Origin of the sequence: Leptothoe sp. LEGE 181152, from assembly GCF_032906605.1 — a bacterium.
In the GTDB taxonomy this organism is placed as follows: domain Bacteria; phylum Cyanobacteriota; class Cyanobacteriia; order Phormidesmidales; family Phormidesmidaceae; genus Leptothoe; species Leptothoe turfae.
Window position 1 is genome coordinate 148,943 of record NZ_JASATU010000006.1, and the last position, 24,917, is coordinate 173,859.

Consider the following 24,917-nt stretch of genomic DNA (forward strand, 5'->3'; position numbering starts at 1 on the left):
TCGTTGGCCTACCCAAAAGTACATAGCCAATAGTGCTCGTACAAACCAACCAATCAGATTTAGCGAGCTGGTTGTCCAAAAACCAAAACCCAATAATGACCATATGTCGTTCCAGGAGCATTGATGTAATAGCCGACCCCCGCTTCAGAAAAGTTAGGGTTCAAAATATTCTCTCGGTGACCACGACTATTCATCCACTGCTCAAACGTATCTTCTGCTGAGGAATAGCCTGCCGCTACATTCTCACCAAGGTATCTATAAGAATAATTTTCTCGTTGCACACGTTCGCTCATCGACGAACCATCCGAGCCAGTATGCGTAGGTCGATTATTATGCGCCACGATATCGTCAACATGCGCCTGCGCAGCCCTTTGCAGAGAACTCGAAAACGTCAATGGTGCAAGACCTCGTTCACGCCGAGCGTCATTCATCAGTCTCAGTAATTTAGATTGTTTCTCATTAAGACGTGAGACGCTATCCTTGGAAGGAGCAGTGGTTTGAGGTACTTCGCCACCCACGACAGGTTCCACTGATTGAGCCTTTACTGAGGCAGATAGGAGTAATCCTGTTGTTAACAATGCGACCATTGCAGGCTGGAGCATCTTGTCTTACCTCAAAGATTCATAACAAGCACGCAATATATCAACGCACTTTGGGAAAATTTTAGTGTTCAGCACTACGGCAAATTGTCTCTTTAACTGGGTTCTTGAACTGTCACACTCAATTACAAGTTAGCCATCGGTTCTTGGAGCTTCGATAGCTTTATAGAATAAGGACTTTAATTGTTTATTCAACTACAGGGTAAGGTCAAAGCACTATGCCAATCTCAGATTAGACCACCCAAAATCGGAACGTAGATGCTCAACACAGTTCTATATGGATTGTGCATTGCTTCAGGAAGGTGACTCAGACATACCTGGTCCGGTCATCGGCCACACGCCGGTTATATCAGTGTCGATGTCTGGCAGCTAGCTACCCAGGACGGCTGGCGCTAACGGTAACGGTTGGACGGTGCCGAGGAGTAAGGAAGTTGAGATCACAGCGTGAGGATAACTTCCCGTTATCTTATAGTTTGAGCCCACTTGATAAGGTCAGACATGATAGAAAGTGCCATCGGAGGTATTGCTGTTCCACTTTTCGAGCAACTCTGGAAAGCCGGCGTTCATTTAGTCGGGCAGATCCACGAAGCGCGTCAAGACGTCAGGGACATAGAGCAAGTCCTAAAAGCTTCACAGAATTATCACCTAAAGTACGAAAATCGCCACGGACAGGTCAAAGTCATGCCTGGACTGATGAAAGAGCCTGTACCCCTAGCCTCAATTTACACCGCAGTTAAATTTCTCGACGAAGATAGCATTTGTCAATTTGCCAGCCCAGACGATTTAGAACAGCTCTACCGAGACCAGGGTAAGCGAAACTTTCAGACTACTGAAAAACGGCATGATGGCATCACCATTGCCAAAGAAAAACAATATCTGATGGTGCTAGGCGGCCCAGGTGTTGGCAAAAGTACATTTTTGAGAAAACTCGGCTTAGAAGCTCTCAAAGGACAACAAGGGCAACTTCAAAGAGAACAGATTCCAGTCTTTATAGAACTAAAAACCTTTAGACGCAAAACAATTGACCTAGCAGCCGTTATCGCTAAAGAATTCAAAATCTGCGGTTTCCCTAATGCTAGGGATTTTACAAAACTATCCCTCGATCAAGGAAAGCTGTTGATTCTACTCGATGGACTAGATGAAGTCCCCACTGAAAATGTAAATCAGATTATTGATAACATTGAATCCTTTGCGATCCAACATGATAAAAATACCTTTATTGCCTCCTGCCGTACCGCAGCCTATCGTAGTAGTTTCCAACAGTTTACCGATGTCACCATTGCCGACTTTGATGACGAACAAATTGAACAATTCACTCAACGCTGGTTTAACTCTGAGCTAGACCAACAAACTGATACAGCCAACAAATACTGGAAACTGCTACAGCAGTCTAACAACAAAGCAGTTAAAGAACTCGCCCACACCCCTCTACTGCTAACATTCCTGTGCCTAGTTTATGAACGAGAACAAACACTACCCAACCGGCGCAGCACTCTCTATGGAAGGGCATTAAGTATTTTACTGAGTGAGTGGTCTGCCCAAAAAAGGTTGGAGCAATCTCCTATCTACGAAGATTTCCATCCAGAGTTAGAAAAAGAACTTCTGAGTGATATTGCCTACAACAGCATTACAGAAGACCGTTTGTTCTTTTCAAAGTCGGATATTACCAACCGGATCAGCACATTCTTAGCAGACACCCTTGATGCTCCAGCACATTTAAACGGAGCAGCAGTTTTGCAAGCCATTGAAGTACAGCAAGGAATTATTGTAGAGCGAGCTACCGACACTTATTCATTTTCCCATCTTACATTACAAGAATATCTCACAGCACTCTACATTTTTAATCATCAACTAACATCAGAATTAGTCAGTCAGCATCTAAGCGATCAACGCTGGAGAGAAGTCTTTTTGCTAGTTGTTGGACTGATGGGACGACGAGGGCATGAGCTGCTACACACCATATATCAACAAACCAAAACAGATATTAATGCTCAACCTAAAATACAGTCTTTAGTCCAGTGGGCAGAGCAAGCTACACAAGGTCCTCCTTCTGAGTATAAGAAATTCGCAAAGATTGCCACCGCTATCGCCATAGCTAGCACCATAGCTAGCATAAGAACCCCAAGCAGAGCTATCGTAAGAATTATCAAAAGAGCCAGAATCATCGCCAGCGACAGAGTCATAGGCAGGACCATCGCTATCGCTAGCGCTATCAAGAGAGCTGTTGATAGTGCTATCGACAGAGACAGCGCTAATGCTATAAACAGCCTTAGCGCCAGCGTTAGCGCTATTTACTTGAATGACGACAAACTCTTTAATACATCAGAATTCCAAGAGTTACCCAACCAGTTATTAATCCTAAGAGAAAACATGTATCAACTGTCAAAATCATCTGACGAATGGCCCCACCATGCCGATAAACTTGAATCAACTTTTCTCAAGGCATTAGGATTGACAGCTGAGGATGTCTCGTTATCAACAGATGACTGGAAGCGCTTGGACGATTACCTGTATGCCAACGAACTCCTACTCAGCTGTAAGCAATCATCCATTAGCATCTCACGCAAAGCCTGGGAAACCCTCGAAGAGCGTCTGCTGACAGTTTAAACGGACTTCACTGCCCCAGCCGCTTCCGCGCACCACGCACCTGCCCTAACGACTTCATCGTCATCCCAGCCACCAGGACCCCACCAAATATATATAGACTTTTATTACGCGTACCCATCCCAATAAACCGTACGATGCCAAACGTCATCAAACAGGCCACCACAATCGGCATCACCACCACATATTGCATATGCTGCGGCCTTACTGACCGATTTAGCCCCAGCCGCTCATTGCGTACCACCTTCCGCGCCAGCATCGGATTACACCCTGCCAACGGTTGCAACGCCGCCAATCGCGACTTACTCAGCTGCAACCCCATTCGCCTGGAATTCCGCAGCTGCCTCAGCATAGGGTTCTCTAAAATGCGCCCTGTACTCCTCTAGTTGTAGTCAAGCTCAGAATGCTCAACCCCAAAAGCCGTATCAAACCGGCAGCTCAAAGTTGCACTTTTCAACGCCATGCAGAGAGCTAGGGCATCGCGGTTACCTCTAGAGGCCTGCCATTGCCAGTAGGCGGCCACGGCATCTAACGACATGGCACGAAGCTGAATGCGGCCACGGGTGTGACAACTGGGGGCCAGTTCTATCTGAGAATTATTATCCGCATACCTTTGACCTAACAACGATTTAACGGCCTTTAAGGATAAAAAGTCTGAGGCGTTTTGTGGCCCAAAACCAACGGCTCCCGACGATTGGTTCAGGGACATGCAATAGCTGCCATCTGGCAACATAAAACCGTCTACGATTAGAGTCCCGACTTGGGTCCCGATTTGAATGGTGGCACGGGTGGCGATACTAGATTCACTCATTAGCTGACTCCGGTGGTTTGCAAGCGCGGGAATTGTGCGTCTGTCCTCGGCTTGATTGGAAGCCAGCTCAATAGCAACACCTACGATGACGCTCCTATACTAGGTCACTACTCCTTACGCAGGGGTTGAATAACGACTCTCGTAATAAATCAACGCTCAATACAACATCCTACGGAGTAACCGATGTTAGCAGTTGCACTCGCTCTATGGGGACCCCAGCGTCTCAGTTAGCTCGATTATGGTCTTGCAAAAAAGAAGATCCCCAGGGTCGGAGAGAGAACCGCTAGGGACCGATGAAATAGGTTGTAGATGTCAGGTGAAACGAATGTAGTTAGTTGTTGGCTACGTTACTGGTGTAAGCGTCACCGCCAAAGGGATATACACGCTCGTTGAAATCAGTCTCACGACCGGTGACTAACTTGGCAATCTCCTCAAAACCATCGGAGTTCCAGTTGCGTTCATGGATGGGCTTGGATTGCTCTCCGAAGAAGTAGGCCTGGGTGCCAATGATGGAGGCGGCCAACCAACCCACGATAATAACGGCTAATAAAATACCAAACATAGTTGCGTTTCCTTGTGTTGAAGTGTGGTGTGACGTGAATAGACGTTGATGAACTAGCTAACGGAAAGTGCAGTCAGCATCAGTGCGCTGATGAGGAGCGTAGCCAGACCACCCTGGAACAAATAACGACGCTGTTGCTCAGGTGCAGGGTAGGAAGCGAAATACATTTCGGGCTCTGTGGCGTAGTTATTGAGCTGCCCGGTTTCGTTAGTAGTGGTGTACATGTTCTGAAGCCTTTTTCTTATGTGTGCGTTCTTATGTAAACCAATGTAACGAAAAATATAACGAATTGCAAATAAACTTGACAGAAAAAGATCTATACTATCCATAAGCCAAAGCTATGGGCCGGCGCATCGGTGCTTACCCTACGATTGAAGTGCCTGATTCTAAACGGATAGCCTTGCCGCTCGTGGTGGCATCAACCACAGAATCCCATAGAGTTATCTCACTGATCGGCAAGGATAACAGAGACAAATAACAACGTTACCGTTTGTATCAACTGATATTTCTTCTTACTGGCACTAGAGAGCCCTGTTGATAGTCGGTTTTCCTGATATACAACAACTCTGAGAAGTCTTGTTTACCTTAGAAGAGTTCCTTGGTCGATTGTTCTGGGTGCTGTTGTGTTTTAAAGCTGTGATCGCAGACACAAGCCGAGCAAACTTGATAGTTGTGTGAGGAGACGATGGAATTGCCCGGTAACGGATCCGATGTGACTCTTTCCGACCTAGAGTGGACTCATAGAAGAACGATTTATTGAATACCACTCTATATCTAAACTGAAGCCTCCATGAACCTAGCGTCCGTGGGGGCTTCTTATTGGTCTCTCTGTTGACTTTATGATCCGGCACACCCACTCATTGAGGTACGCAAAAAGGAGCCTAAAGCCTTTTCAGATAAGTAAAGCTGCAGGCCATGATCGGGTAGCTGATGGTGTTTGTTATGACTCATTTGAGCACTCGCAAGAAGGTTATTATTCAAAATAGTATTTATGTACTATTAAATCCAGATCTGTATGAAAAAGGTCCTTCAATCAAAGACGTTTTGAGTTGCGATGCTCCGCTGGAGCGGCTCCGCCAACGCAACTCAAAACCCACCTTGTGACCCCTATCACCAAACTTCCTCAGCCAATCTCAGAAACCCCTTAAGCAATCTTCAGTTAACGGTCAGATAGCGTTCAGGTAGCCCCGGCATTCTTGTAATCAATGAAGCGAACAAACACTTCACCGATTCACTAAGGAGCTTTAACAATGAAACGCACACTTCTTTCCGCTTTAACTGTTCTCGTTGCCTCCGCTGCGATCGCACCCGTTGCTGCCGCCGTCGAGCCCGCTAGCTTCAATATTCAGTCCGCTCGCCTCGAAGCGCTAGACAGCCGCACTAAGAATTCCGTCCATAAACTACGCATTGAGCACCTCAACAACCAGTCCAAGGCCATCGAAGATATCCAAGCCACTCGACTAGATGCCCTCGATGCCCGCACTAAGGCTGTCGATAACATTCAAGCTGCTCGCTTAGATGCGTTAGACGCTCGTACTAAAGCAATTGACAACATACAAGAGACTCGTCTTGATGCATTGGATGCTCGCACCAAGAACAGCGTCCACAAGCTACGTCTAGAGCACCTGAATAACCAAACCAAAGCCGTTGAGGATATTCAATCCGCTCGTTTGAATGCGCTAGATGCCCGCACTAAAGCAGTCGATAACATCCAGGAAGCTCGCCTTGATGCACTGGATGCTCGTACTAAGTCCGTCCGCTAACAGATCGCTGAGCTGTTGCGGTACCCAAGCTTGGGTGCCCGGGGCCGAAAGGTTTCGGTACTCTGGCTGACAGTTTTGGGTGCCCGGTGCAGACTCCCTAATCTGTGAAAGCTTCATTCCCAGGGCACCCTTTTCGACTCAGACTCTCCAACACACACTCTAAGCCTCTACCAATTGGTAGAGGCTTTTCCTTAGGTGAAGCGATCATATAACCACAACTGAGTGCCACCTCAACGCAAATAGGTAAAGAAAGCTGATGAATCATAGATACAACTTATATATTTGCGACCTTTATATTTGCCAGGATTATGTATAAGCTATGAACAGTTCACAACAAACCAGTTCTCACCATGGCTTACACCACAATTGCATCGTCTACAGTTTCTCCAATCTCTACGCCGTCACAGAAGCCTTTGTCTAAAGCAACGTTTGAAACTCGGCTAAAAGCTGCCTTAGAACATGCTCGTCGACTAACTGAGATGCATGGCCTCAGAAGTATTGATGCCGCGATTGCCTGGGAAACCGTTGAAGAACTACAAACAGCTAAGGCCCACCAGCAACAGGTAAGTCCAACCACGGCCTTTGCCCGCTACTGTGCCGAAAATCCCCACGCCCCTGAATCTCGCATGTATGACGTTTAAGCCCTTGGACGCTGTTCAAACTCTCTCTTTCCTGCAACAGACACCTTAAGCCTCTATCGATTTGGTAGAGGCTTTTTTATGACTCAAAAGGGGACCGAAGCCCCACGCCGCTAGTAAGCCGACGGCGGATGAATCAGCACTCGGCCACGTAGCCACTAAGGACCGCAGCAGCGTGGGTTCCGTTGCGCTTGACAACGGAACCACCACATCCCGCAACAAAATAAACCACAGTACCAGCCTCGGCCACCGAGTCATCAGCAAACGCGGCTCATCCACCATCAACACACCTCATACTTTGGTTTTAGTCTAGAGGATGCGTTGCCATCACAAACCCATTTCTACCCTGTCGCTCCATAGACTTATCTCACTACTTGGCAGTAACAGCAGTGACAAATAACAAGTTAACGTTTGTATCACCCAAGAGATATCTCAGCACCACTGGAATATGCTGTACACATGGGTTGAAAAGCTCATAGTCACAACAAAAGGAGGTCTAACGATAGATAGCTTGATAGAATCGTTCAACGTTTCAAAAACAGTGCCCAAACACATCACTGATATTCCTTCTTAATTGCACTAGAGAGCCCTGTTTATAGTAGGTTCGCCTGATATACAACAACTCTTAAAAGTTTTGTTTACCTTAGAAGAGTTCCTCGGTCGAGTGTTCTGGGTGCTGTCGTGTTTTAAAGCTTTCCTAGACTAATTGCCCAACGCTACAACGTATGGGGCCACAGCAAACAACCATGCGTTGAATCATCTAGGCAAGACCTCATCAACTCACGCCACAGTGCTCGCAGGCACGATCACAAAAAACGGTGTGGGATACTCCTGGAATCGCCTAAATTCTCATACAACAGAGAACTCATTAGCTCTCCTATCTCTCAAATCCACTTAAAGCACAGCAAACCCCTGACCGTTCTTCGCCAGGGGATTTTTTTGGCTTTATATACTCCACGGGCCGAGGCTTTGGATGCTGGATTGAGGATGGGTGCGATCGCAACCCATCCTTAAGGATTAAGGCTCTTCTGGAACTGCCGTGGTTGATTACGATATCTAGTGTTACGGACGAGAGCATGTCCTTTGTGGGATGATTACGGTGGTGAATCCTCTGGAGGCACTATGGATAACTCCATTCGCATTCCGCTTGATCTACCGGACATTCACGTCCTTAATGTCTCAAAAACAGATCCGGGAGCCTGGCTGATTCGTATTGAAAGCACCCTGAACGGCCCCCACTGTCATCAATGTAGTGCTGATGTGAATTACCTGACACTTACCAGCATGCTAGGGTGCACTGAGTCTAATCTGGACATTCTCTGGAAAGTCTTAAGCCATGTCTGAAATTCGCTGAGACAATTCAGTGACAATGATCACAGAAGGGTCGTCCTAGATATTCTCATTTATTGAGGATGTCATTAATTGAGAAAGATAATCCTCCCTTCCATATCTCACAAATCACAAAAGAAAGAAATCACCCATCGGGGTGATTCTCATTGAACTACTGTTTGAGCCATTATCGAGGCATCGTAAAAAATCCATGAATCAAGAGGCTGCCACCAATGAGGCAGCCCTAGTTTCTGCAAAAACACACTTACCCTTAAGGAGTATTTGTCATGACTCAACATCAAGCTGTCTCTTCAGAAGAGACGCCAAATCCATCTACCAAGCCCACTGACGAGAGTTTACACGAGTCAGTATCGAGCGAAAGCACAGCTCCAACAGAAGAGACAGAATTAGTCTCTGAGAGTTTTGATGGCACTGAAGCTGTAGGAGAGCTTGAATCCGTTTTAGGATTTGACTATACCTACGCTCAAAACGAAGGCACTCTAGGTGAACAAATTACCATTACAGAGGAATTTGAGAATTTACCTGAAGCTGGTGCCCTAGAGTTTGACGACGAACCTGAATCTGTCTGCGGTGTTGATAATCGAGCTCGTATTTCGCCTGCCAATCGATATCCTTGGCGAGCCATTTGTAAGCTCATCATCACTCGGGCCGATGGCCGCACAAGCGGGTGTACGGGCTGGTTTATAGGCCCCCGCACTGTGATGACGGCTGGTCACTGTGTTTATAGCCACGCTGCAGGGGGCTGGGCTCGACGCATTGAGGTTATTCCAGGAATGGATGCGGCGAATCGACCCTATGGATCTCAGGTCGGAACGTCCTTCCGAAGCGTCACCGGTTGGACTCGCGATCGCAGTCCCGAATATGACTATGGAGCCGTCATTCTGCCCAACAATACCTTGGGAAACCGAGTCGGTTGGTTTGGCTTTACCAGCTTATCGAGCAGTTCACTCAACAACTTACTGGTAAACAACTCCGGTTATCCAGGTGACAAGCCCTTTGGTACACAGTGGTTTAACGCTGGTCGGATCACTCGAGTCACCAATCGTCGTCTGTACTACATGCTAGATACCGCTGGTGGACAGAGTGGCAGTCCTGTCTGGCGTTACCGTGATGGTCAGCGCCATGCTGTGGGTATCCACGCTTATGGTGGGTGTCCTAACAAGTCAACACGGATTACTCGTCCTGTTTTTGACCGCATGCTGGAATGGAAGAATCTGGGACTGTAAGGGCTGTACCCAAAATCGTCAGCCCCATTCGTTGTCTAAACTAAGTTTAGATGAGAACACACATCGATTGACACGTGCCCAGAGTGTTACGTGTCAATCGACTTTATTCTGGGAGGACAACCCATGATATTTTCGCTACCCTTGTCAGTAAAGGGAGCTGTAACAACGGTTTATTTACTGAGCTTAATTATCTCTCTGTTGGGTTGCCAGACTGCGTCTACCAACGATTCTTCACCCGAAGTAGCCGTTTCTGAATCTCCCAGTCCCGTCGCCACTGATTCCGCCATGACTACTCAAGCTATCCAACTCAATGGCAAGATTACTGAAGTGATGGAAAGTTGGCCGCTTCAATTGGTTGTTGAAACAGCTGACAACCAAAAATATTATGTGCAGTTACTAGAAGAGACGCAGGTCACCGCAGGCTCTAATTCCTCTGATGCCAACCAACTGAGTCCAGGCCAAAACGTTCAAATCAATGGCACTGTAGCTAGTCAACCAACTGGAGTCATTGCTGAATCTATTGAAATTCAGTCAGATATTTAGGGTTGTTTAGACATTGAGCCTTTATCACGCATCCATGATGTCCTTTGACTCAGATCTCGCACTAAGGTCGGTTGTGAAGCTCAAACCCACGTTGGGTTCAAAACCCAACGCTAATTGAGGGCTGTCCACTCAAGGGACAAGATTGGCTGGGCAGCCCTAGATATAGAGCTTTTAGGAATTCTTTAACCGCTTGAGCGGTTTTGAGCCAGTTAGCCTTGCAACTTTGAATCCAAGGCGGGTTAATGCTTCCTTGCCAGGTGCAAGATCTCAGTTTAACGATCAGGGAAGTACATGAAATGGTATTTAAGGGTAATTCTCTAAAATCAAGCAGGCCAAAATCTTGTCAAATCGTCAGCAAGCTGTAGCCGCCTACAAGGAAAAGTGAGATCGCAACAGCCTCACGTTTCACCAACCCAGTGAAGAGCACTCAAACATGATCCACGATGTTATATATCTACGGGTTAGCCCAGCCAGTTACGTAGCCAGATACGATATCCGACGACAGCGTGTTCTAGCTTAGAAAGACAAAGGCTATAGGGCCAGTGCTCTATGGCAAAAACTTACTGGCTAGTAAGGCAACTTGGGTGCGATCGCGAAGTTGTAAGTGCCCCAAAATACTACTCACATGGTTTTTTACCGTTCGCTCTGAAATAGTTAGAGCCGCAGCAATTTCGCGATTATTGGCCCCAGTAGCAATCAGTTTTAACACCTCTTTCTCTCTGGGGGAGAGGGTTAACACCTCTGGCGGAACCTCTCTAGTTGCCCGTTGCATCATCGCTTGGGTTTTCGCAAATAACCCCGGCCCCAGATAGGTATATCCCTTGTGAATAGACCGAATCGCCTCTGCCAGCTCTTCTGAAGGCGTATCTTTCAGAAGATAGCCCTTCGCGCCATAGCGCATCGCATCGGTAACATAGGCATCATCATCAAACGTACTTAGAATTAACACGTTAATATCTGCCCATCGCTCACAGATCTGCTGCGTTGTCGCTACACCATCCATCACCGGCATCCGTACATCCATCAAAATCAGATGCGGTTGGTCTGGGGTACCCACTAACGACTCAATTAACTCCAACGCCACCTGGCCATTCTGCGCTTCGCCCACCACCCGTAAATCGGGCTTAGTCTGTAACAAACTGCTTAACCCCTGACGAATCAACGCCTGGTCATCCACAATCACTAGCTGAATCACGCCATCACCTCAACTAACGGCAATTGCGCCCTAAGCTGGCAGCCTTCACCAGGGGCTGTAATGAATTGTAAGTGCCCACCCATCGCTGCCGTACGCTCTTTCATGCTACTGAGACCAAAACCTGCCGTATTTTTGGCAGGGTCAAAGCCGATGCCATTATCTTCTAATATTAGCCACAGGTAGCCTGATTCTGTTTTCACCTGCAGCTTAATGCGATCAGCATGGCTGTGACGAGCCACATTGGTCATGGCTTCTTGCAGCAGTCGATAGACGGTGGCGCTAGTTTCTGTTGGCAACGGACGAAGAACATCAAGGGTATAAACAAATTCGCCGTTCATATGTTGTTGAAAGTCTAAGCACAGCTGTTCTAAAACTGTTATGAGCGATTTACCCTGGAGCGGATCAGATTGTAGCGTAGAAACAGACTGGCGAATTTCACTGAGGGCCTTAGCAGCTAGCTGTTGTGCTACTTTCAGGTGATCCTCTGTTTTATGGGTATCAGAGTGAGAAAACAATCGTGCATTCTCTAGTTGAATACGTAGGGCAGTAAGGCTGTGGCCCACGGCATCGTGAATCTCTCGGGCAATACGATTACGCTCTTGCAAAGCTGCCTGATCTTGAATGCGAAGCGCATATTGTCGTAGCCGATGGTGGGCAACCGTTAACTGTTGTCGGCTGGCACGTTCCGCCAGTAGGGCATTAACCAGCAGCAGCACAAAGGCCGATACTAGGCCACAAAGCACAATGCCGTAGAGGCCGATCACCATACTGATGGTTCTAACCTTGTCAGTCGTCAACGGCAGAGGTTCATTAAAGGCCGACTGTAGTCTTGGAATATCTAGCAGGGGAATAGCCAGAGATGAGATCGCAATCCCAAATGTTAGCGCTGCCAGCACCCAGCGCTCCCGATGGCTAAAAATCAAGTACCCACGAATCATAACCACAAGGTAAGGCATCAAAAACGGAGATTGCCAATTGGCCAAGGACGTTGCCACTAAAATCAGTCCAATTTGGACAGCCGTATATCCCCACTTGCTGACGGCTGACCCTATGGGTAAACGCCGCCCCAGTAGCCCCAGCAACAACAGGCACATTAGACTCCAGAACCAGGCAAACGGTATGGGCTCCGTCTCCGCCAGTGAGCTGCCCATAAGATCAGACAAATAGGGCAGACTTTCCCACGGCAGCTCTGATACGGCAATACCCAGCAAAATCCACTCAATGATGTGTAGCACCCGAAAAGGATGGGCTTGGGACTTAGGCCAATGTTTCACGAGTCTAGGCAGATAGGTGAATGGGCAGGGACAATATCTGTCTTCACTACCCATGCTAAACCGCTCTTTCAAGAAAGCACTAGGATCTTCTGACCCTAATCTATAGCCTGTCCAATAGTCCTAAAGTCCTAGAGAGAAATCGATCCTCAGCACTAGCGGTTCAGGTGCCTGGGCCGATGGCATATAGCCCAGAGATTTTCTAGGATGCAACCATGAGTGACATGCTAACCCAACTATGAAAGCGCAAACATTAACTCGCTTAAAACCAATTCCACCGTGGTCAGTGGGGATAGTGGCTGTGGGTCTGGTGGGTGCGATCGCATTTACCTACATCCAACAACGCCAGCCCCCAATTGCAGAACAACAAACTGTATTCGTTAAAAAACAGGATTTAAACTCACAAATCCAGGCCAGTGGTGTCGTACAAGCCGAGCGTGTTATTAATCTAAGTCCTGAGGATTCAGGTAAAATCGCGGAACTTTTTATTCAAGAAGGTGATTTTATTACCCAGGGCCAGATTATTGCTCGTATGACCAGCCGCCGCAGTCAGGCTGAGGTTGAACAATATCGAGCGGTGCTCGCCGAGACCCAAGCAACCCTAGAGCAACAAAAGGCAGGGCCACGTTCAGAGGAGATTGCCGAAGCCCGTGCCCGTGTTGCGATGACAGAGGCATCGATTAAAGCAGCTCAGACACGATTGCAGCAGGCCCAACAACAGCTAGCCCGTTTTGATGGCTTGGCAAAGCAAGGGGCGATTTCAGCCGACGAACTTGACAGTTACCAAACCACTGCAGAAGAGGCGAGCGCTAACTTAGTAGCGGAGGAACAACAACTACAGGAAGCACAGGCAGTGCTCATGAGATTGCAAAATGGCACCCGACCAGAAGAGATTGCCCAGGCAGAAGCCGCTGTTGCTCAAGCCCAAGCTCAGCTCACCGCAGTCCAAGTAAGGCTAGATGAAACAGTTGTTCGGGCTCCTTTTGATGGCATCATTACCCGTCGCTTTGCCGAGGCTGGTGACTTTGTATCGCCTGCCACAGCAGCTTCGTCAACGGATGGTGCAGCATCCACGTCTATTGCTGAACTCTCCAGCGGTTTAGAAATTGAGGCTAAAGTCCCGGAAGCGAGCATTGCCAAACTAGCCGTGGGGCAAACCGTAGAAGTTCGCAGCAGTGCTTATCCCAATGAAGTCTTTTCAGGAGAAGTCAAACTCATTGCCCCTCGGGCAATTCGCGATAACCAGGTCACTGTTTTCCAGGTCAAGGTCCTGCTTAAAAGCGGCCAGGAGCAGCTGAAATCTGGCATGAATGTACGGCTAATATTTATCGGCCAACCCATTAGTGATGCACTGGTCATTCCCTTAGCAGCCGTCGTCACTGAGACCGATGGCACAACGGGGGTTTATGCCCAACAAGAGGACGGTCCCACATTAAAACCAGTGCAACTGGGGCCAACAGCCGGAACGCAGGTGCAAGTCATGGAAGGTCTGGACCCCGGAGACGAGATTTTAATTGAACCTCCCGCAGACCAAAGAATTGACGGCGTTGATAATCCCTTCTAGCTATGCAATTCACCGAAAATATTCAAATGGCGGCCAAAAATTTGAACGCCAATCGACTCAGAAGTTTGCTCACGATGTTAGGCATCATCATCGGCAATGCTTCTGTCATTACCATGGTGGCCTTAGGCGAAGGAGCCAAACAGTTTACGCAAGATCAGCTAGAATCCTTTGGCCCTAACCAGCTGACTATTTTTGCCAGCGACGAAGATTTAGGCCCCAACGATGACGCCGCAGAAATCACCCTGGCAGATGTGGATGCGATCGCATCCCAAGCCCCCGCTGTCTTAGAAATAGCACCTCAAATCAATGCCCAGCTACAGTTTACCTATGGCTCTCGGTCCCGCAGTGGCAGCGTCATCGGCACCACCCCAGGTATTGGCTACGTGCGCAGTCTCACACTGGCTAAAGGACGTTTTTTAACCTCCACTGATCTAGAGCAACATGCCCCCGTCATTGTCTTAGGCTCTGCGTTAGAAAAGCGTCTCTTTGGTGAAGCCTCTGCCCTAGGCAAAATGGTGCAGGTCGGGGACTTCAACTTTCAGGTGATGGGAGTGATGACTAGCAAAGGCACACTGTTTGGCGTCAATTACGACGAAACAGCCTACGTGCCCATCACCACCATGGCCTATCAGCTCTCTGGTCGCCAATCCCCCAATGGCATCCCCATCGATTTTCTCGAAATCTCAGCACAAGATTCAGAAAGCATCAGGGCTGCAGCTTTTCAGATTAGTAATATTCTCACCCGTCGCCACGGCAAAAAGAACTTTTCAGTATGGGCCAATAAGTCATTCCAGGACATGGTGGCCAAAATCACCGCAGGATTGAGCTTAATGCTGGCGGCGATCGCCAGCATCTCTCTTTTAGTCGGCGGCATCGGTGTGATGAACATCATGCTGGTATCTGTAACCGAACGCACCCATGAGATTGGTCTACGCAAGGCGATCGGAGCAACCCAGCGGGTAATTCTCACTCAGTTTTTGATTGAGGCGATTATTCTATCGGTTGCGGGAGGGGTGATTGGTATTGGTTTAGGGACAAGTGGGGCTGTGATGGTAGCAACTTTTAGCCCACTGAAACCAGGAATTACAGTGAATTCAATTCTGCTGGCCACTGGGGTTTCGGGGACTATTGGCCTCATTTTTGGCGTTGTCCCTGCCAGGCAAGCAGCGCGGTTAGACCCCATTGTTGCACTGAGAAGTTAACGTCGATCATGGCTCTCATTCAAGTTTCAAATATTACCAAAACCTACAACATGGGAGATGTCCAGGTTCATGCCCTAGCAGGTGTCAGCTTTGCCATCGACCCAGGCGATTACTGCTCAATCATGGGAGCATCTGGCTCCGGTAAATCCACGCTGATGAATATCATCGGCTGCCTGGATCGCCCCACCACTGGCCAATACCATCTGGACAAAGTAGAAGTCGATCAGCTGAGTGACGACGAACTCGCCCATATCCGCAATCGCAAAATTGGGTTTGTCTTTCAACAGTTTCATTTGCTACCCCAATTAACAGCGCTAGATAACGTCATGCTGCCCATGGTCTATGGCGGAGTTGCCTATGGTGAACGACAACAGCGAGCAGAAGACGCCCTGGTTAAAGTGGGTCTGGGTGACCGATTACAGAATCAACCACGACAGTTATCGGGGGGACAACAGCAACGGGTTGCGATCGCACGCGCCATTGTCAATCAGCCAGTCCTACTATTAGCCGATGAACCAACCGGTGCCCTGGATACTCAAACCACTGAAGAAATTTTGCACATTTTTGAGCAACTCAATGCCAGCGGCATGACCGTAGTCATGGTTACCCATGAAGTAGAAGTAGCCCGTAACACCCGTCGAATAATTTGGTTTCGAGATGGTCAGATTTTGCATCAAAATTTAGATGCCCAACAGTTGCATGAAGTCGTCGCTGCCACATAGAAAACTACAGTGTGACAACACCACCACTATCTAATAACCAATAACCAAAGCAGCCCCCAACAACCAGACGGCACCTTAATCATCCACAAAGCAAAACCACTAAGCCGATCCACCACAAGCCGACGTATCCCGTACCCATGGAGAAGGAAACGATGCCACAAGCACGCCCAATAGCTGACCTTCTTCCAAAATCCATCGAGCAATGGGCTGAGGAGCCTCAGGTTGAGCCACGTGGCACATTGAAGACAAAATTTCCACAACGTCCGGGGGATGGCTATTGGCAGGTTTAATCACTGGAAAAGTGGAGCGCATGAGTGTGTTGTTCTCTGGCAGCTAAACATGTGCTGCACTTGTTCTAAGTTAAGGAAACACCTTTAGCTTAAACACTTACAGACTAATCTGAGTGATCATGGCTGCTTGACAGTGTGTTTTATATCACTTAGCACGTGGAATATATATGTTTTTGTAAATTACATAATGACGGTTTCTAAGTATCTCCAGCCATTATGTAACTTTCCAGCTACGTGTAAAATTAGGCACACCGCTATACCAGGTGTCGACAGCGACATTCAATGCTGCATTTGCAGAAAATGCTCTTCATGTGCTTTTTAACCGTGTTCAGGGTAATCATCAATTCCTTGCAGATTCGACGGTAGGAAAGCCCTTGCAGATAAAGCTCCCAGACCTCAGCTTCACGGCTGGTCAAACCATGGCGATAGGCATCACACACCGCTCGATCATGGGCAATCTTGGTCAGATCATCAATGGTCACCAAAATGCATTTCGTTGGCTGATCTGCCAGATCAATCCATTCCGCATTGAGATGGAGACGAATGCCCCCCGGCAGACATACAGTGTCATACAACTGCAGCGTATGGTCTGGAAAATCTACACAGCTCTCCATCAGAAAGTCACGGAGCGCCAGCACCTGGTCGGGCAATGTTGAAAGCTGAGGCATACCAAACGCTTGGCCCGGTACACTTTTGTGCAGCAGGACACAAAATTCATCTGCCTTTGTTGTGCTCCGCAGTAGCTTGCCAGTTGCATCAAACAGAATAAAACCGCGAAACGGGAAAACCTGGCCTAGCAGCAGTTCAAAAATCAGGTCAAGCTTATCAGAGCTAAGAGTTTTTTCAATTGAGCCATGGGCCATGGGCTCAGATACCTCACCCAGGGGTAAGGGGAGGTCGGTCACGGTATATAGCATAGGTCTGCTTAAAAGTTGGGGGACGTGATCAGCCGTCGTCAAACCTAGAATTCCTTGGGGCAGAAATCAGATTTTCTTGCTTCGCCTGATCACACTCCTAACCTACGCAATGTGGCGGAACAGCGCCTACGAGGGAGATGCCGCCGCCTTAACCCTGCAGAAGTCATGGTTAAGGACATGTTTTTTGATCAAGAATAGGGTGGCACCCCAGAGGAGCATGAGCTAGCATCAAGCAGGGTGAAGCAGGGGTGAAGCAAGGTTACGACATCCCATGCCCCGTAGGACATTCATGGCTTATAGGAGCGGCATCACCATGGATCAGGAGCTAAAACCAAACAATGTTGAGGATTGGTTCCCCCTTGATATACAAACCCAATACATCGAACACATCGTGCATCAGCCAGGTTTAAAAATAACCTTGAGGCAAGCAACCTATTTTGTGCGGCTGTGGGGCTACGGCTATCTGCAACAACGGGGCATGGACTATGCGCCCATAAGCACCCTCAACCGTCAGATTAGTAGTTTTTACTGCTCCCACAGCGATGCAGCAGATTTGTTTTATACCCAAAACCAGGGAACACCGCGAGCTGCTGGACAAATGTTAGACAAGCTCGCTTCTAAAAATCTTCTGAGACGGGGCGAATCCGACGGTGTTGCTACACGACTGAGCTTAAATATTCCTCAAAGTTTTGAGCTACCGGAGGAGAAAGCAGATGACACATTCTATCCGGATGCTTTTGATCCTCGCAATGATGCCACCCTTGTTGCCAATATTCTAGAACAGGTCTATAGCTATGATCCTGAAAGACCTGAATCAATGTTGCACAATATCAAGAAAGGCATACGCCAATGGTCTCGGCAATATCCTGATGGCCTGCGGGTCTTACGACGGATGTCTACCAAAGAACCGGTAGGGTTCGCTGCATTCTTACCGGCCCATCCCGATTCAGAAGAGAAGTTTGATCTCTCTCCTAGTCGCAGCTTACACCTGAGTCGGCTGGATATGAGAGAAGACGATCCCATCACAGTGGCAACCAAAGGCGATCCTGATTGCTACACAGTGTTTGTGCGTAGCTGGCAAATTGAGATAAATGTGTGGACCTATGAGACGGCCTGTGAATTTATTAAAGACTCTCAAATCACCTTACGCAAAATTCGCGATGATTTTCCCAATCTGAGTGACATTTACACCATTGCCATTCACCCCCTGTCAGAAGACTTTGCCCTCACCCTCGGTTTCCGCATGACTAAAGGAGATCCAGATTCTTCGTTACGCTGGCTTTACATGCCTTTAGACCGATTTTTGGAACTAGATTACGAAGATGTTTTACTCAATTTTAATTACAGTCATCGCTACAATTAAACGGCTGACATCGCCTAAAGTACGGTTTTTAAGGTGGTTAACCACACTACACCACAGAAAAGCCCCTTTAGAATGGAATCATTCTTACGTACATCAGCATTTATGGATCGTCCCAAACCACAGCCTGCTCGCCCAGTGCTGGATCAACGCCCCAAGGTACAGAGAACAGCCGACAGGTTGAAGTCCTTTCGTCCCTTGCCGTATCACATCGCCCTGAGTCAAGCAGCCCGATTAGAGGCTTGGACCCAGGCCATAGAAGACATTGGCGGACCCGCAGAAGCGATGGATAGCAGCGATTTTGATCCGCGACTGATGGAACGAGAGTAAATAATTGGCATGGCCTCACGGCTTTAGATGCACGGCTTCAGATGCACAGCTTTAGAGTCATAGTAAACAGGCAGCGGAGCGACATTCAGCCTAGATCCACTGCCTGTTTATCTTGTTTATCTATAGTGAAGGATGAAAAACACCCATTCAGCGCTTGGTTTATGCTCCAGTCCGCAGCTTCTCTAGGACGCCTTGGTCTTCCATGGTGGTGGCATCACCGACTAGATCTTCGCCACTGGCCAGGTTACGCAGGAAGCGACGGATGATTTTACCAGAGCGGGTCTTGGGTAAACCGTCTGCAAATCGAATTTCGCCGGGTCTTGCGATCGCACCGATCTCCTTCACCACATGCTGCTTCAGCTCAGCCTTCAACTCATCACTGGCACTGTGTGTGCCTTCCAAAATCACAAAGGCAAAGACATCTTCACCTTTGATCTCATCCCTGCGACCCACCACAGCGGCTTCTGCCACAGCGGGGTGAGAGACTAGCGCCGACTCAATTTCCATGGTGCCCAGGCGGTGTCCCGACACATTGAGTACATCATCGGTACGACCCATGATCCAAAAATAACCGTCTTCATCCTTACGGGCACCGTCACCAGCAAAATAGACATACTTACCATCCTTGGGGGGAATGTGCTCCCAGTAGGTGCGGCGGAAGCGGGCATCATCTCCGTAAACCGTACGCATCATACTAGGCCAGGGATGCTTGACCACTAAGTATCCCCCTGCGTTGGCACCAACAGGGTTGCCTTCGGCATCAACAATATCGGCCAAAATACCGGGGAACGGCTTGGTGGCTGAACCGGGCTTGGTTGCGATCGCGCCAGGCAACGGCGTAATCATAAAGCCACCGGTCTCAGTCTGCCACCAGGTATCAATAATTGGGCACTTCTCGCCGCCAATGACCCTGTGGTACCACATCCACGCTTCTGGGTTGATGGGCTCACCCACAGTCCCAAGAATCCGTAGAGAAGATAGGTCACGAGCATTGGGGTGTTGGTCCCCCATCTTCAGAAAGGCACGAATGGCCGTGGGAGCTGTGTAGAAAATAGTCACTTTATACTTCTGCACCACATCCCAGAAACAACCTGGATTAGACGCACGGGGTGCACCTTCATACATCACACTGGTGGCACCGTTGGACAGAGGACCGTACACAATGTAGCTGTGGCCTGTAATCCAGCCCACATCAGCCGTACACCAGTAGACATCATCCTCCTTGATGTCAAAGGCCCACTTAAAGGTCATGTGGGTATAAAGGTTGTAGCCACCCGTCGTGTGCACCACCCCCTTCGGCTTACCCGTGGTACCGCTGGTGTAGAGAATAAACAACAGATCTTCACTGTCCATCGGCTCAGCAACACACTCAGTGGCAGCACCGGGCTTCACATCGTGCCACCACACATCGCGGCCGTCAGTCCAATCCACAGCCTGCTTTGTGCGCTGCACCACCAGCACGTTGGTTACGGTGGGCACAGCGTTCTCTGCTAAGGCTGCGTCTACAGCAGGCTTCAGCGGCATTGCCTTATCTTTGCGGAAACCACCGTCAGCAGTAATGACGACCTTGGCCTCAGCATCATTGAGACGATCCCGTAGGGCTTCAGAACTAAAGCCACCAAAGACAACGGTGTGAGCAGCACCAATACGGGCACAGGCTAGCATTGCCACAGCTGCCTCAGGAATCATTGGCATATAAATGCCCACCCGGTCCCCCTTGGCTACACCCATGCCTTTGAGCACATTAGCCATTTGGCACACTTCAACGTGGAGCTCAGCATAGGTGAGGGTACGAGAATCGCCAGGTTCCCCTTCCCATACAATGGCTGGCTTATCCCGGCGATGGGTATCGAGATGTCGATCTAGACAGTTATAGGAAATATTGATTTTGCCACCGACAAACCACTTGGCAAAGGGGGGCTGCCAGTCAAGAACGGTATCCCATTTCTGGAACCAATTCAGTTCCTGCTCAGCGAGTTCAGCCCAGAATGCAGCAGGATCAGCCGCCGCCTTATCGTAGAGAGCTTGATACTGATCAGCGCCAGAAACAGTTGCCGCTGCCGCAAACTCAGCGGGCGGCTCAAACAGTCGCTGCTCGTGCAAAATTGATTCGATAGCAGGCTGTGAGTTAGGGGATTGTGCCATAGGTCGTCTTAACTAGCGTTTCTATATGCGGTTCTTTGAAGGCTATAGGTTGCAGACGCAGCCAGGCCAAAACCGTCTATGTTTCTCAATATTTTTCGATGTAATGGCACGCAGAATTCATTTTGGTTGGAAAATGTAAATTATCCGTAACGAAGTCTACGGCAAGCATCACATTCAAGATGTTGGCGAAAGGGATAGAGCGTATGTAGCTTCAGTAGTCAAGTAGCACTGATTGACTCAAACGGCTCCCTGGCTGTACACCCATCTGATGGAGAGGACTCATACCAAGCAACCCCAGGAGGGTTTTTAGGGAAGCAGCATCCATCCCAACAATTCGGACTGCATAAAATACCTGTCATCAGGCATCACACCAGCAACATTCAACAGACAAATTCTCTCCCCCTTCAAAAACAAGGCAATTAGATTGCAAACTACTTCAGTATTTTAACAACATGTTTAACAACTTAACAACATGTTTAACAACCTCATAACACGTTTAACAACATGTTTAACAACACATATGTTGTCTATTACTAGATATCAAGAAACACCACCATTAATCCTAGAAATCGCTAGATTATTTGAGACAGAAGTAAGTTTGCAGCCTGCCTAATTCACGGCAACTGATGCACCTCACCTCAACCAATCAGGTACCAACAACAAAGTTCTTTCTCTAACCTCTTGGAGAACACCTCATGATTAAAGCTCTAGTAGGCATTCTTGTTTTTGTTATCAACACAGTCTACAAAAATCGACCCTACCCACGCTTTTACGTTTTAGAAACCGTTGCCCGTGTTCCCTATTTTTCCTACCTATCTGTCCTGCATCTTTATGAAACCTTAGGCTGGTGGCGGAAAGTCGACTGGCTAAAAGTCCACTTTGCTGAATCTTGGAATGAGCTGCATCACCTGCTCATCATGGAAGAGCTGGGTGGCAGCCAACAATGGGTTGATCGTTTTCTGGCTCGCCATGTAGCCCTGCTCTATTACTGGATTATTGTTGCCATCTACGCCATTAATCCGCGTGCGGCTTATCACTTCATGGAATTAGTCGAAGAGCATGCCTATGCTAGCTATGACAAGTTCCTACAGTCGAATGAAGCTACTCTCAAGCAAGAACCCGCTCCTCAAGTAGCCATCAGCTACTATCGTGATGGGGATCTCTACATGTTCGATGAGTTCCAAACTTCTCATCCCCCTACAGAGCGCCGTCCCCAAATTAAAAATCTTTACGATGTGTTCGTCGCCATCCGTGACGATGAAATGGAGCATGTCAAAACAATGGCCGCTTGCCAGCAGCCCGATGCTCAGCTAACACTCCAGAGCCCTCATACTCCAGCCTTTGCAGCTAAATAGGTGTGCATTATGTCTCAAGCTACTGCCTTACTTCAAAACTACAGTCGCGGTCAAAGAGCGTTCTCAGGTCTATCTCTGGCTAATGTGAATCTTAGCCAAGTGGACCTCAAGGGTTCGGATCTTAGCTACAGCGACTTGAGCAACGTTGACCTCAGTCAAGCCAATCTGCGCGGTGTTGACCTTAGCTATGCCACCCTCAGCAAGGTCGATTTGCATAATGCCGACTTACGCGGTGCTATGCTGATAGGCACCGATCTTAGGGAAGCCAGATTAGACAAGGCTAATCTCAAAGATGCAGACTATATAGCAGGAACCACACAATTTCCTAGCAACTTTGACCCCACAGGAGCACAAATGTCTTCAGTGGAATCCTGAGGAAACGTAACCTAGCGCTTATAGCTCTCTCTTACCCCCACTCTGTTGTCCCTTGAGAAGGAAACAGCGGAGTGGGGGTACTGTTGTTGGCATCATATGAAGAGAATGAAAGATGGTTTGATTCCGTCGAATATGGTCAGCCTGCATCAAACAAGTCACGGTTATGGATAGAGAACACACAAACCAAAAGGTAAATGTTACGTATCTTTAACGGAAAAGTACCCATAAGGGTAACGCAAGGATAGGTGCGAAAACATACAATGCTTTTGTAAGCAATACGGACTCAGTCATAAATTTTCCGTATTTTTGATTAAATATCTAGGCCAATCAAACAACTGTCTGCTAAGTAATCATCACTTTTGACTGCGTACTACATCAGGTATCACAGGGAGTGAAAATCAACACCTTCATTTTTTCTCTAGAGTAATTGAACCCATGATATGCGCCTACTCAGGGTGCCATTACCCTGATGCTTCAGATTACTGTCTCATGTCTGCCAATGTTTTTTAGGAGATAACGTAATGTCCCCGATTCTCTTCATTTCATTGCCATTCGTATTACTGTTCCTCATGGCTCAAGGTGCTGGCGCTGGCAAATCCTCTAAGAAAAAGGGTTCAAAAGATTTTGAATATCAGGATGGTGACATCATCATCATTCGCAAACAATCTAATAAAAAGTCTTAGACTCCTGTTTCTAGATTGGTGAAATTCACTCAAAACGACTGTTCAGAAGTCACCTTCTTAGGACAAAAACAGCCCCTGGCATCACTGTCAGGGGCTGTTAGCTATGGTGTACCAAACAGTTAAACTCTCTAACGATGAAAAGCCTCTACCATAAACGATAGAGGCCAGACTGTATTGTATCTCTGGAGAGAGGAAAGATAATATATGCAGTCAGCCACTAGTCAGGAAACAGGCTGAATGCTATGAAATTCAAGTTCTTACGCCAAAAATCCAAGTCTCTTACCATTGTCACGTGCTACACGAATCAGATTCTGACGCTCTGTGCGATCAATACCGAACCAATTACAAACCGTTGTAATCACTTTCGAATGTAGGGCAATGACCTTTCCGCGCATTTGATTAAATTCACGCTTGCCAAACTGATTACGAAGCAGAATTACGATAGGTGCAAACATGATGGGCTCCTCGAAACTAAGTGTGTGAGAAGGGTCTAAAAAGCATTACCCGAAGAGATTGGACAACGTTGGTTAGCAGTAACGCTTTGCAACCCTTGTAAACAATAGTAACGCAATGTAACAATAACGTTACAAACTATTGCATTTATTTTTCTTATCTGAGTTATTCCAGAGCTATAAGTCTTAACGTCAGCACATAGCCAGCCGCTCAAAAGGCTTGCCTAAGATGTACTGAGAAATTCCATAGGGAAACTCCATTGATGTGCCATTAACGAAGCATGACTAGCACCATAAGCTGCATCTTGGCAGGAGTTACCTTTACTGCACCATCCGGACTTTGACGAAGGCTCTTGGGCTTAAAGCAACCGACATCCGACCAGCGGACGCTCACTCCTCCTCTAATAAGGGTGGTGGCACTAAGCCAAACCACGGGGCAAAATCGTAGAGTGTGATTACTGGCTATGGGTCGCATGGCCTATGGCCAACCAGAGAATCTACTACTGCAAATTATTGAAAATCAAAACGTAACATTCTCTTAATAGTTTTAAGCATCCAGTCCATTGCTTTTGTTTCAAGGCCGAGGATGGGTCAAAGGACAGCCTTTATTACATTTGTTTACATTTGTTTATGCAATACTAATATTTAGAAACATTTCCTGAAATATTAGTCTGATGCAGCTTTAGGGCTTTCCATATCATTGGCTCATTTCAGGGTTTCTAATAATCGGTATTGCCCGCCATGCAATTAGGGCAACCAGCTCCTAACGACTCAAGGAAAATCAAGATGCGTAATTATCATCAAGACCACGTTAAAGTCGCTGTGTATTCTGCCAAGATGGATGCTTCTGAGCAGCAACGCAGTCAGGATATGGTGTTGGCAATCCTGATGATTCTGAGTGCTGTGACTGTTATGGGTTTGCGTATGCTGTTCTAAGCAGCTCAGTTTAGACGCGATCGC

At 47.7% G+C, this 24,917-nt stretch carries 26 protein-coding genes and 1 pseudogene; 15 read left to right on the forward strand and 12 right to left on the reverse strand.

All coding sequences use genetic code 11. The features are described 5' to 3' along the window. Nucleotides 1-59: 59 nt before the first annotated feature. Entirely contained in the window at nucleotides 60-602 is a 543-nt protein-coding gene (locus QGP82_RS03865; RefSeq protein ID WP_499057154.1) for a CAP domain-containing protein, read from the reverse strand. 495 nt (nucleotides 603-1,097) lie between these two features. On the opposite strand from QGP82_RS03865, the gene QGP82_RS03870 reads away from it, so the two are divergent. Next, the gene (locus tag QGP82_RS03870) at nucleotides 1,098-3,206 is read left to right on the forward strand and encodes an NACHT domain-containing protein (RefSeq protein ID WP_499057157.1); all 2,109 of its coding nucleotides are present in this window, start codon (nucleotides 1,098-1,100) and stop codon (nucleotides 3,204-3,206) included. Nucleotides 3,207-3,213: 7 nt separating this feature from the next. On the opposite strand, the gene QGP82_RS03875 is transcribed toward QGP82_RS03870, so the two are convergent. The 4 genes from QGP82_RS03875 to psb34 all read right to left on the reverse strand — a co-directional run bounded on the left by QGP82_RS03875 (nucleotide 3,214) and on the right by psb34 (nucleotide 4,800). Continuing rightward, nucleotides 3,214-3,555 (reverse strand): hypothetical protein, encoded by a 342-nt coding sequence (locus tag QGP82_RS03875; protein ID WP_499057159.1) that lies wholly within the window; start codon nucleotides 3,553-3,555, stop codon nucleotides 3,214-3,216. A gap of 30 nt (nucleotides 3,556-3,585) precedes the next feature. Then, nucleotides 3,586-4,014: a hypothetical protein gene (locus tag QGP82_RS03880; RefSeq protein ID WP_163661307.1), complete on the reverse strand. Its 429-nt coding sequence runs from the start codon at nucleotides 4,012-4,014 to the stop codon at nucleotides 3,586-3,588. Between the two features lie 331 nt (nucleotides 4,015-4,345). Then, complete coding sequence (locus tag QGP82_RS03885; protein ID WP_163661309.1) at nucleotides 4,346-4,576, reverse strand: photosystem II protein, Psb35-related; 231 nt, start codon at nucleotides 4,574-4,576, stop codon at nucleotides 4,346-4,348. A gap of 53 nt (nucleotides 4,577-4,629) precedes the next feature. Next, nucleotides 4,630-4,800 (reverse strand): photosystem II assembly protein Psb34, encoded by a 171-nt coding sequence (psb34, locus tag QGP82_RS03890; RefSeq protein ID WP_163661311.1) that lies wholly within the window; start codon nucleotides 4,798-4,800, stop codon nucleotides 4,630-4,632. Nucleotides 4,801-5,826: 1,026 nt separating this feature from the next. Between psb34 and QGP82_RS03895 the strand changes: the two genes are divergently transcribed. Further along, a complete protein-coding gene (locus tag QGP82_RS03895) occupies nucleotides 5,827-6,339 on the forward strand; it encodes a hypothetical protein (protein WP_499057162.1) in 513 nt (170 codons plus the stop codon). Nucleotides 6,340-6,689: 350 nt separating this feature from the next. Next, the gene (locus QGP82_RS03900) at nucleotides 6,690-6,980 is read left to right on the forward strand and encodes a Calvin cycle protein CP12 (protein ID WP_499057164.1); all 291 of its coding nucleotides are present in this window, start codon (nucleotides 6,690-6,692) and stop codon (nucleotides 6,978-6,980) included. Nucleotides 6,981-7,025: 45 nt separating this feature from the next. On the opposite strand, the gene QGP82_RS03905 is transcribed toward QGP82_RS03900, so the two are convergent. Further along, nucleotides 7,026-7,259 carry a hypothetical protein gene (locus tag QGP82_RS03905; RefSeq protein ID WP_499057166.1) on the reverse strand — a complete coding sequence of 78 codons (234 nt, stop codon included), beginning with the start codon at nucleotides 7,257-7,259 and terminating at the stop codon, nucleotides 7,026-7,028. An 840-nt stretch (nucleotides 7,260-8,099) separates the two neighbouring features. Here QGP82_RS03905 and QGP82_RS03910 point away from each other — a divergent pair. The 3 genes and pseudogenes from QGP82_RS03910 to QGP82_RS03920 all read left to right on the forward strand — a co-directional run. Continuing rightward, nucleotides 8,100-8,249: pseudogene (locus QGP82_RS03910) on the forward strand (ISL3 family transposase); the annotation flags it as partial. A gap of 344 nt (nucleotides 8,250-8,593) precedes the next feature. Further along, complete coding sequence (locus tag QGP82_RS03915) at nucleotides 8,594-9,553, forward strand: trypsin-like serine peptidase (RefSeq protein WP_163702555.1); 960 nt, start codon at nucleotides 8,594-8,596, stop codon at nucleotides 9,551-9,553. 123 nt (nucleotides 9,554-9,676) lie between these two features. Next, nucleotides 9,677-10,096, forward strand: coding sequence for a hypothetical protein (locus QGP82_RS03920; RefSeq protein ID WP_163702556.1), 420 nt, complete (start codon nucleotides 9,677-9,679; stop codon nucleotides 10,094-10,096). Nucleotides 10,097-10,643: 547 nt separating this feature from the next. Here QGP82_RS03920 and QGP82_RS03925 read toward each other — a convergent pair. Beyond that, nucleotides 10,644-11,291 (reverse strand): response regulator, encoded by a 648-nt coding sequence (locus QGP82_RS03925; RefSeq protein ID WP_499057168.1) that lies wholly within the window; start codon nucleotides 11,289-11,291, stop codon nucleotides 10,644-10,646. Continuing rightward, nucleotides 11,288-12,565 carry a sensor histidine kinase gene (locus QGP82_RS03930; RefSeq protein WP_499057170.1) on the reverse strand — a complete coding sequence of 426 codons (1,278 nt, stop codon included), beginning with the start codon at nucleotides 12,563-12,565 and terminating at the stop codon, nucleotides 11,288-11,290. The genes QGP82_RS03925 and QGP82_RS03930 overlap by 4 nt, the downstream gene beginning before the upstream one ends. A 235-nt stretch (nucleotides 12,566-12,800) precedes the next feature. On the opposite strand from QGP82_RS03930, the gene QGP82_RS03935 reads away from it, so the two are divergent. Genes QGP82_RS03935 through QGP82_RS03945 form a run of 3 tightly spaced genes read left to right on the forward strand, consistent with a single transcriptional unit; the run spans nucleotide 12,801 to nucleotide 16,050 of the window. Beyond that, complete coding sequence (locus tag QGP82_RS03935) at nucleotides 12,801-14,126, forward strand: efflux RND transporter periplasmic adaptor subunit (protein WP_163661329.1); 1,326 nt, start codon at nucleotides 12,801-12,803, stop codon at nucleotides 14,124-14,126. 2 nt (nucleotides 14,127-14,128) lie between these two features. Then, nucleotides 14,129-15,328 carry an ABC transporter permease gene (locus tag QGP82_RS03940; protein WP_499057171.1) on the forward strand — a complete coding sequence of 400 codons (1,200 nt, stop codon included), beginning with the start codon at nucleotides 14,129-14,131 and terminating at the stop codon, nucleotides 15,326-15,328. A gap of 8 nt (nucleotides 15,329-15,336) precedes the next feature. Continuing rightward, entirely contained in the window at nucleotides 15,337-16,050 is a 714-nt protein-coding gene (locus QGP82_RS03945; RefSeq protein WP_499057173.1) for an ABC transporter ATP-binding protein, read from the forward strand. Between the two features lie 99 nt (nucleotides 16,051-16,149). Here the strand turns inward: QGP82_RS03945 and QGP82_RS03950 are convergent, their stop codons facing one another. Continuing rightward, nucleotides 16,150-16,362, reverse strand: a complete 213-nt coding sequence (locus tag QGP82_RS03950) for a hypothetical protein (RefSeq protein WP_163661335.1) — start codon at nucleotides 16,360-16,362, stop codon at nucleotides 16,150-16,152. Between the two features lie 232 nt (nucleotides 16,363-16,594). Then, complete coding sequence (locus QGP82_RS03955; protein WP_499057175.1) at nucleotides 16,595-17,257, reverse strand: helix-turn-helix transcriptional regulator; 663 nt, start codon at nucleotides 17,255-17,257, stop codon at nucleotides 16,595-16,597. A gap of 313 nt (nucleotides 17,258-17,570) precedes the next feature. Here QGP82_RS03955 and QGP82_RS03960 point away from each other — a divergent pair, with 313 nt between their 5' ends. Then, on the forward strand, nucleotides 17,571-18,620 hold the full coding sequence (locus tag QGP82_RS03960; RefSeq protein WP_499057178.1) for a hypothetical protein: 1,050 nt from the start codon (nucleotides 17,571-17,573) through the stop codon (nucleotides 18,618-18,620). A gap of 102 nt (nucleotides 18,621-18,722) precedes the next feature. Further along, nucleotides 18,723-18,947 carry a hypothetical protein gene (locus tag QGP82_RS03965; protein WP_163661341.1) on the forward strand — a complete coding sequence of 75 codons (225 nt, stop codon included), beginning with the start codon at nucleotides 18,723-18,725 and terminating at the stop codon, nucleotides 18,945-18,947. Between the two features lie 159 nt (nucleotides 18,948-19,106). Here QGP82_RS03965 and acs read toward each other — a convergent pair whose 3' ends face one another. Beyond that, nucleotides 19,107-21,092: an acetate--CoA ligase gene (gene acs, locus QGP82_RS03970; protein WP_163703135.1), complete on the reverse strand. Its 1,986-nt coding sequence runs from the start codon at nucleotides 21,090-21,092 to the stop codon at nucleotides 19,107-19,109. Nucleotides 21,093-21,787: 695 nt separating this feature from the next. Between acs and QGP82_RS03975 the strand changes: the two genes are divergently transcribed. The 3 genes from QGP82_RS03975 (at nucleotide 21,788) to QGP82_RS03985 (ending at nucleotide 23,505) form a co-directional block, all read left to right on the forward strand. Continuing rightward, nucleotides 21,788-22,447 carry an alternative oxidase gene (locus QGP82_RS03975; protein ID WP_499057181.1) on the forward strand — a complete coding sequence of 220 codons (660 nt, stop codon included), beginning with the start codon at nucleotides 21,788-21,790 and terminating at the stop codon, nucleotides 22,445-22,447. Between the two features lie 9 nt (nucleotides 22,448-22,456). After that, nucleotides 22,457-22,822 (forward strand): Alr5209 family pentapeptide repeat protein, encoded by a 366-nt coding sequence (locus QGP82_RS03980; RefSeq protein ID WP_490795796.1) that lies wholly within the window; start codon nucleotides 22,457-22,459, stop codon nucleotides 22,820-22,822. A 521-nt stretch (nucleotides 22,823-23,343) separates the two neighbouring features. Then, nucleotides 23,344-23,505 (forward strand): hypothetical protein, encoded by a 162-nt coding sequence (locus QGP82_RS03985; RefSeq protein ID WP_163661347.1) that lies wholly within the window; start codon nucleotides 23,344-23,346, stop codon nucleotides 23,503-23,505. A 257-nt stretch (nucleotides 23,506-23,762) separates the two neighbouring features. On the opposite strand, the gene pgr5 is transcribed toward QGP82_RS03985, so the two are convergent. Next, a complete protein-coding gene (pgr5, locus tag QGP82_RS03990) occupies nucleotides 23,763-23,960 on the reverse strand; it encodes a cyclic electron transport protein PGR5 (RefSeq protein WP_163661349.1) in 198 nt (65 codons plus the stop codon). Between the two features lie 783 nt (nucleotides 23,961-24,743). Between pgr5 and QGP82_RS03995 the strand changes: the two genes are divergently transcribed. Then, nucleotides 24,744-24,893, forward strand: a complete 150-nt coding sequence (locus tag QGP82_RS03995) for a hypothetical protein (protein WP_163661351.1) — start codon at nucleotides 24,744-24,746, stop codon at nucleotides 24,891-24,893. Nucleotides 24,894-24,917: the final 24 nt, after the last annotated feature.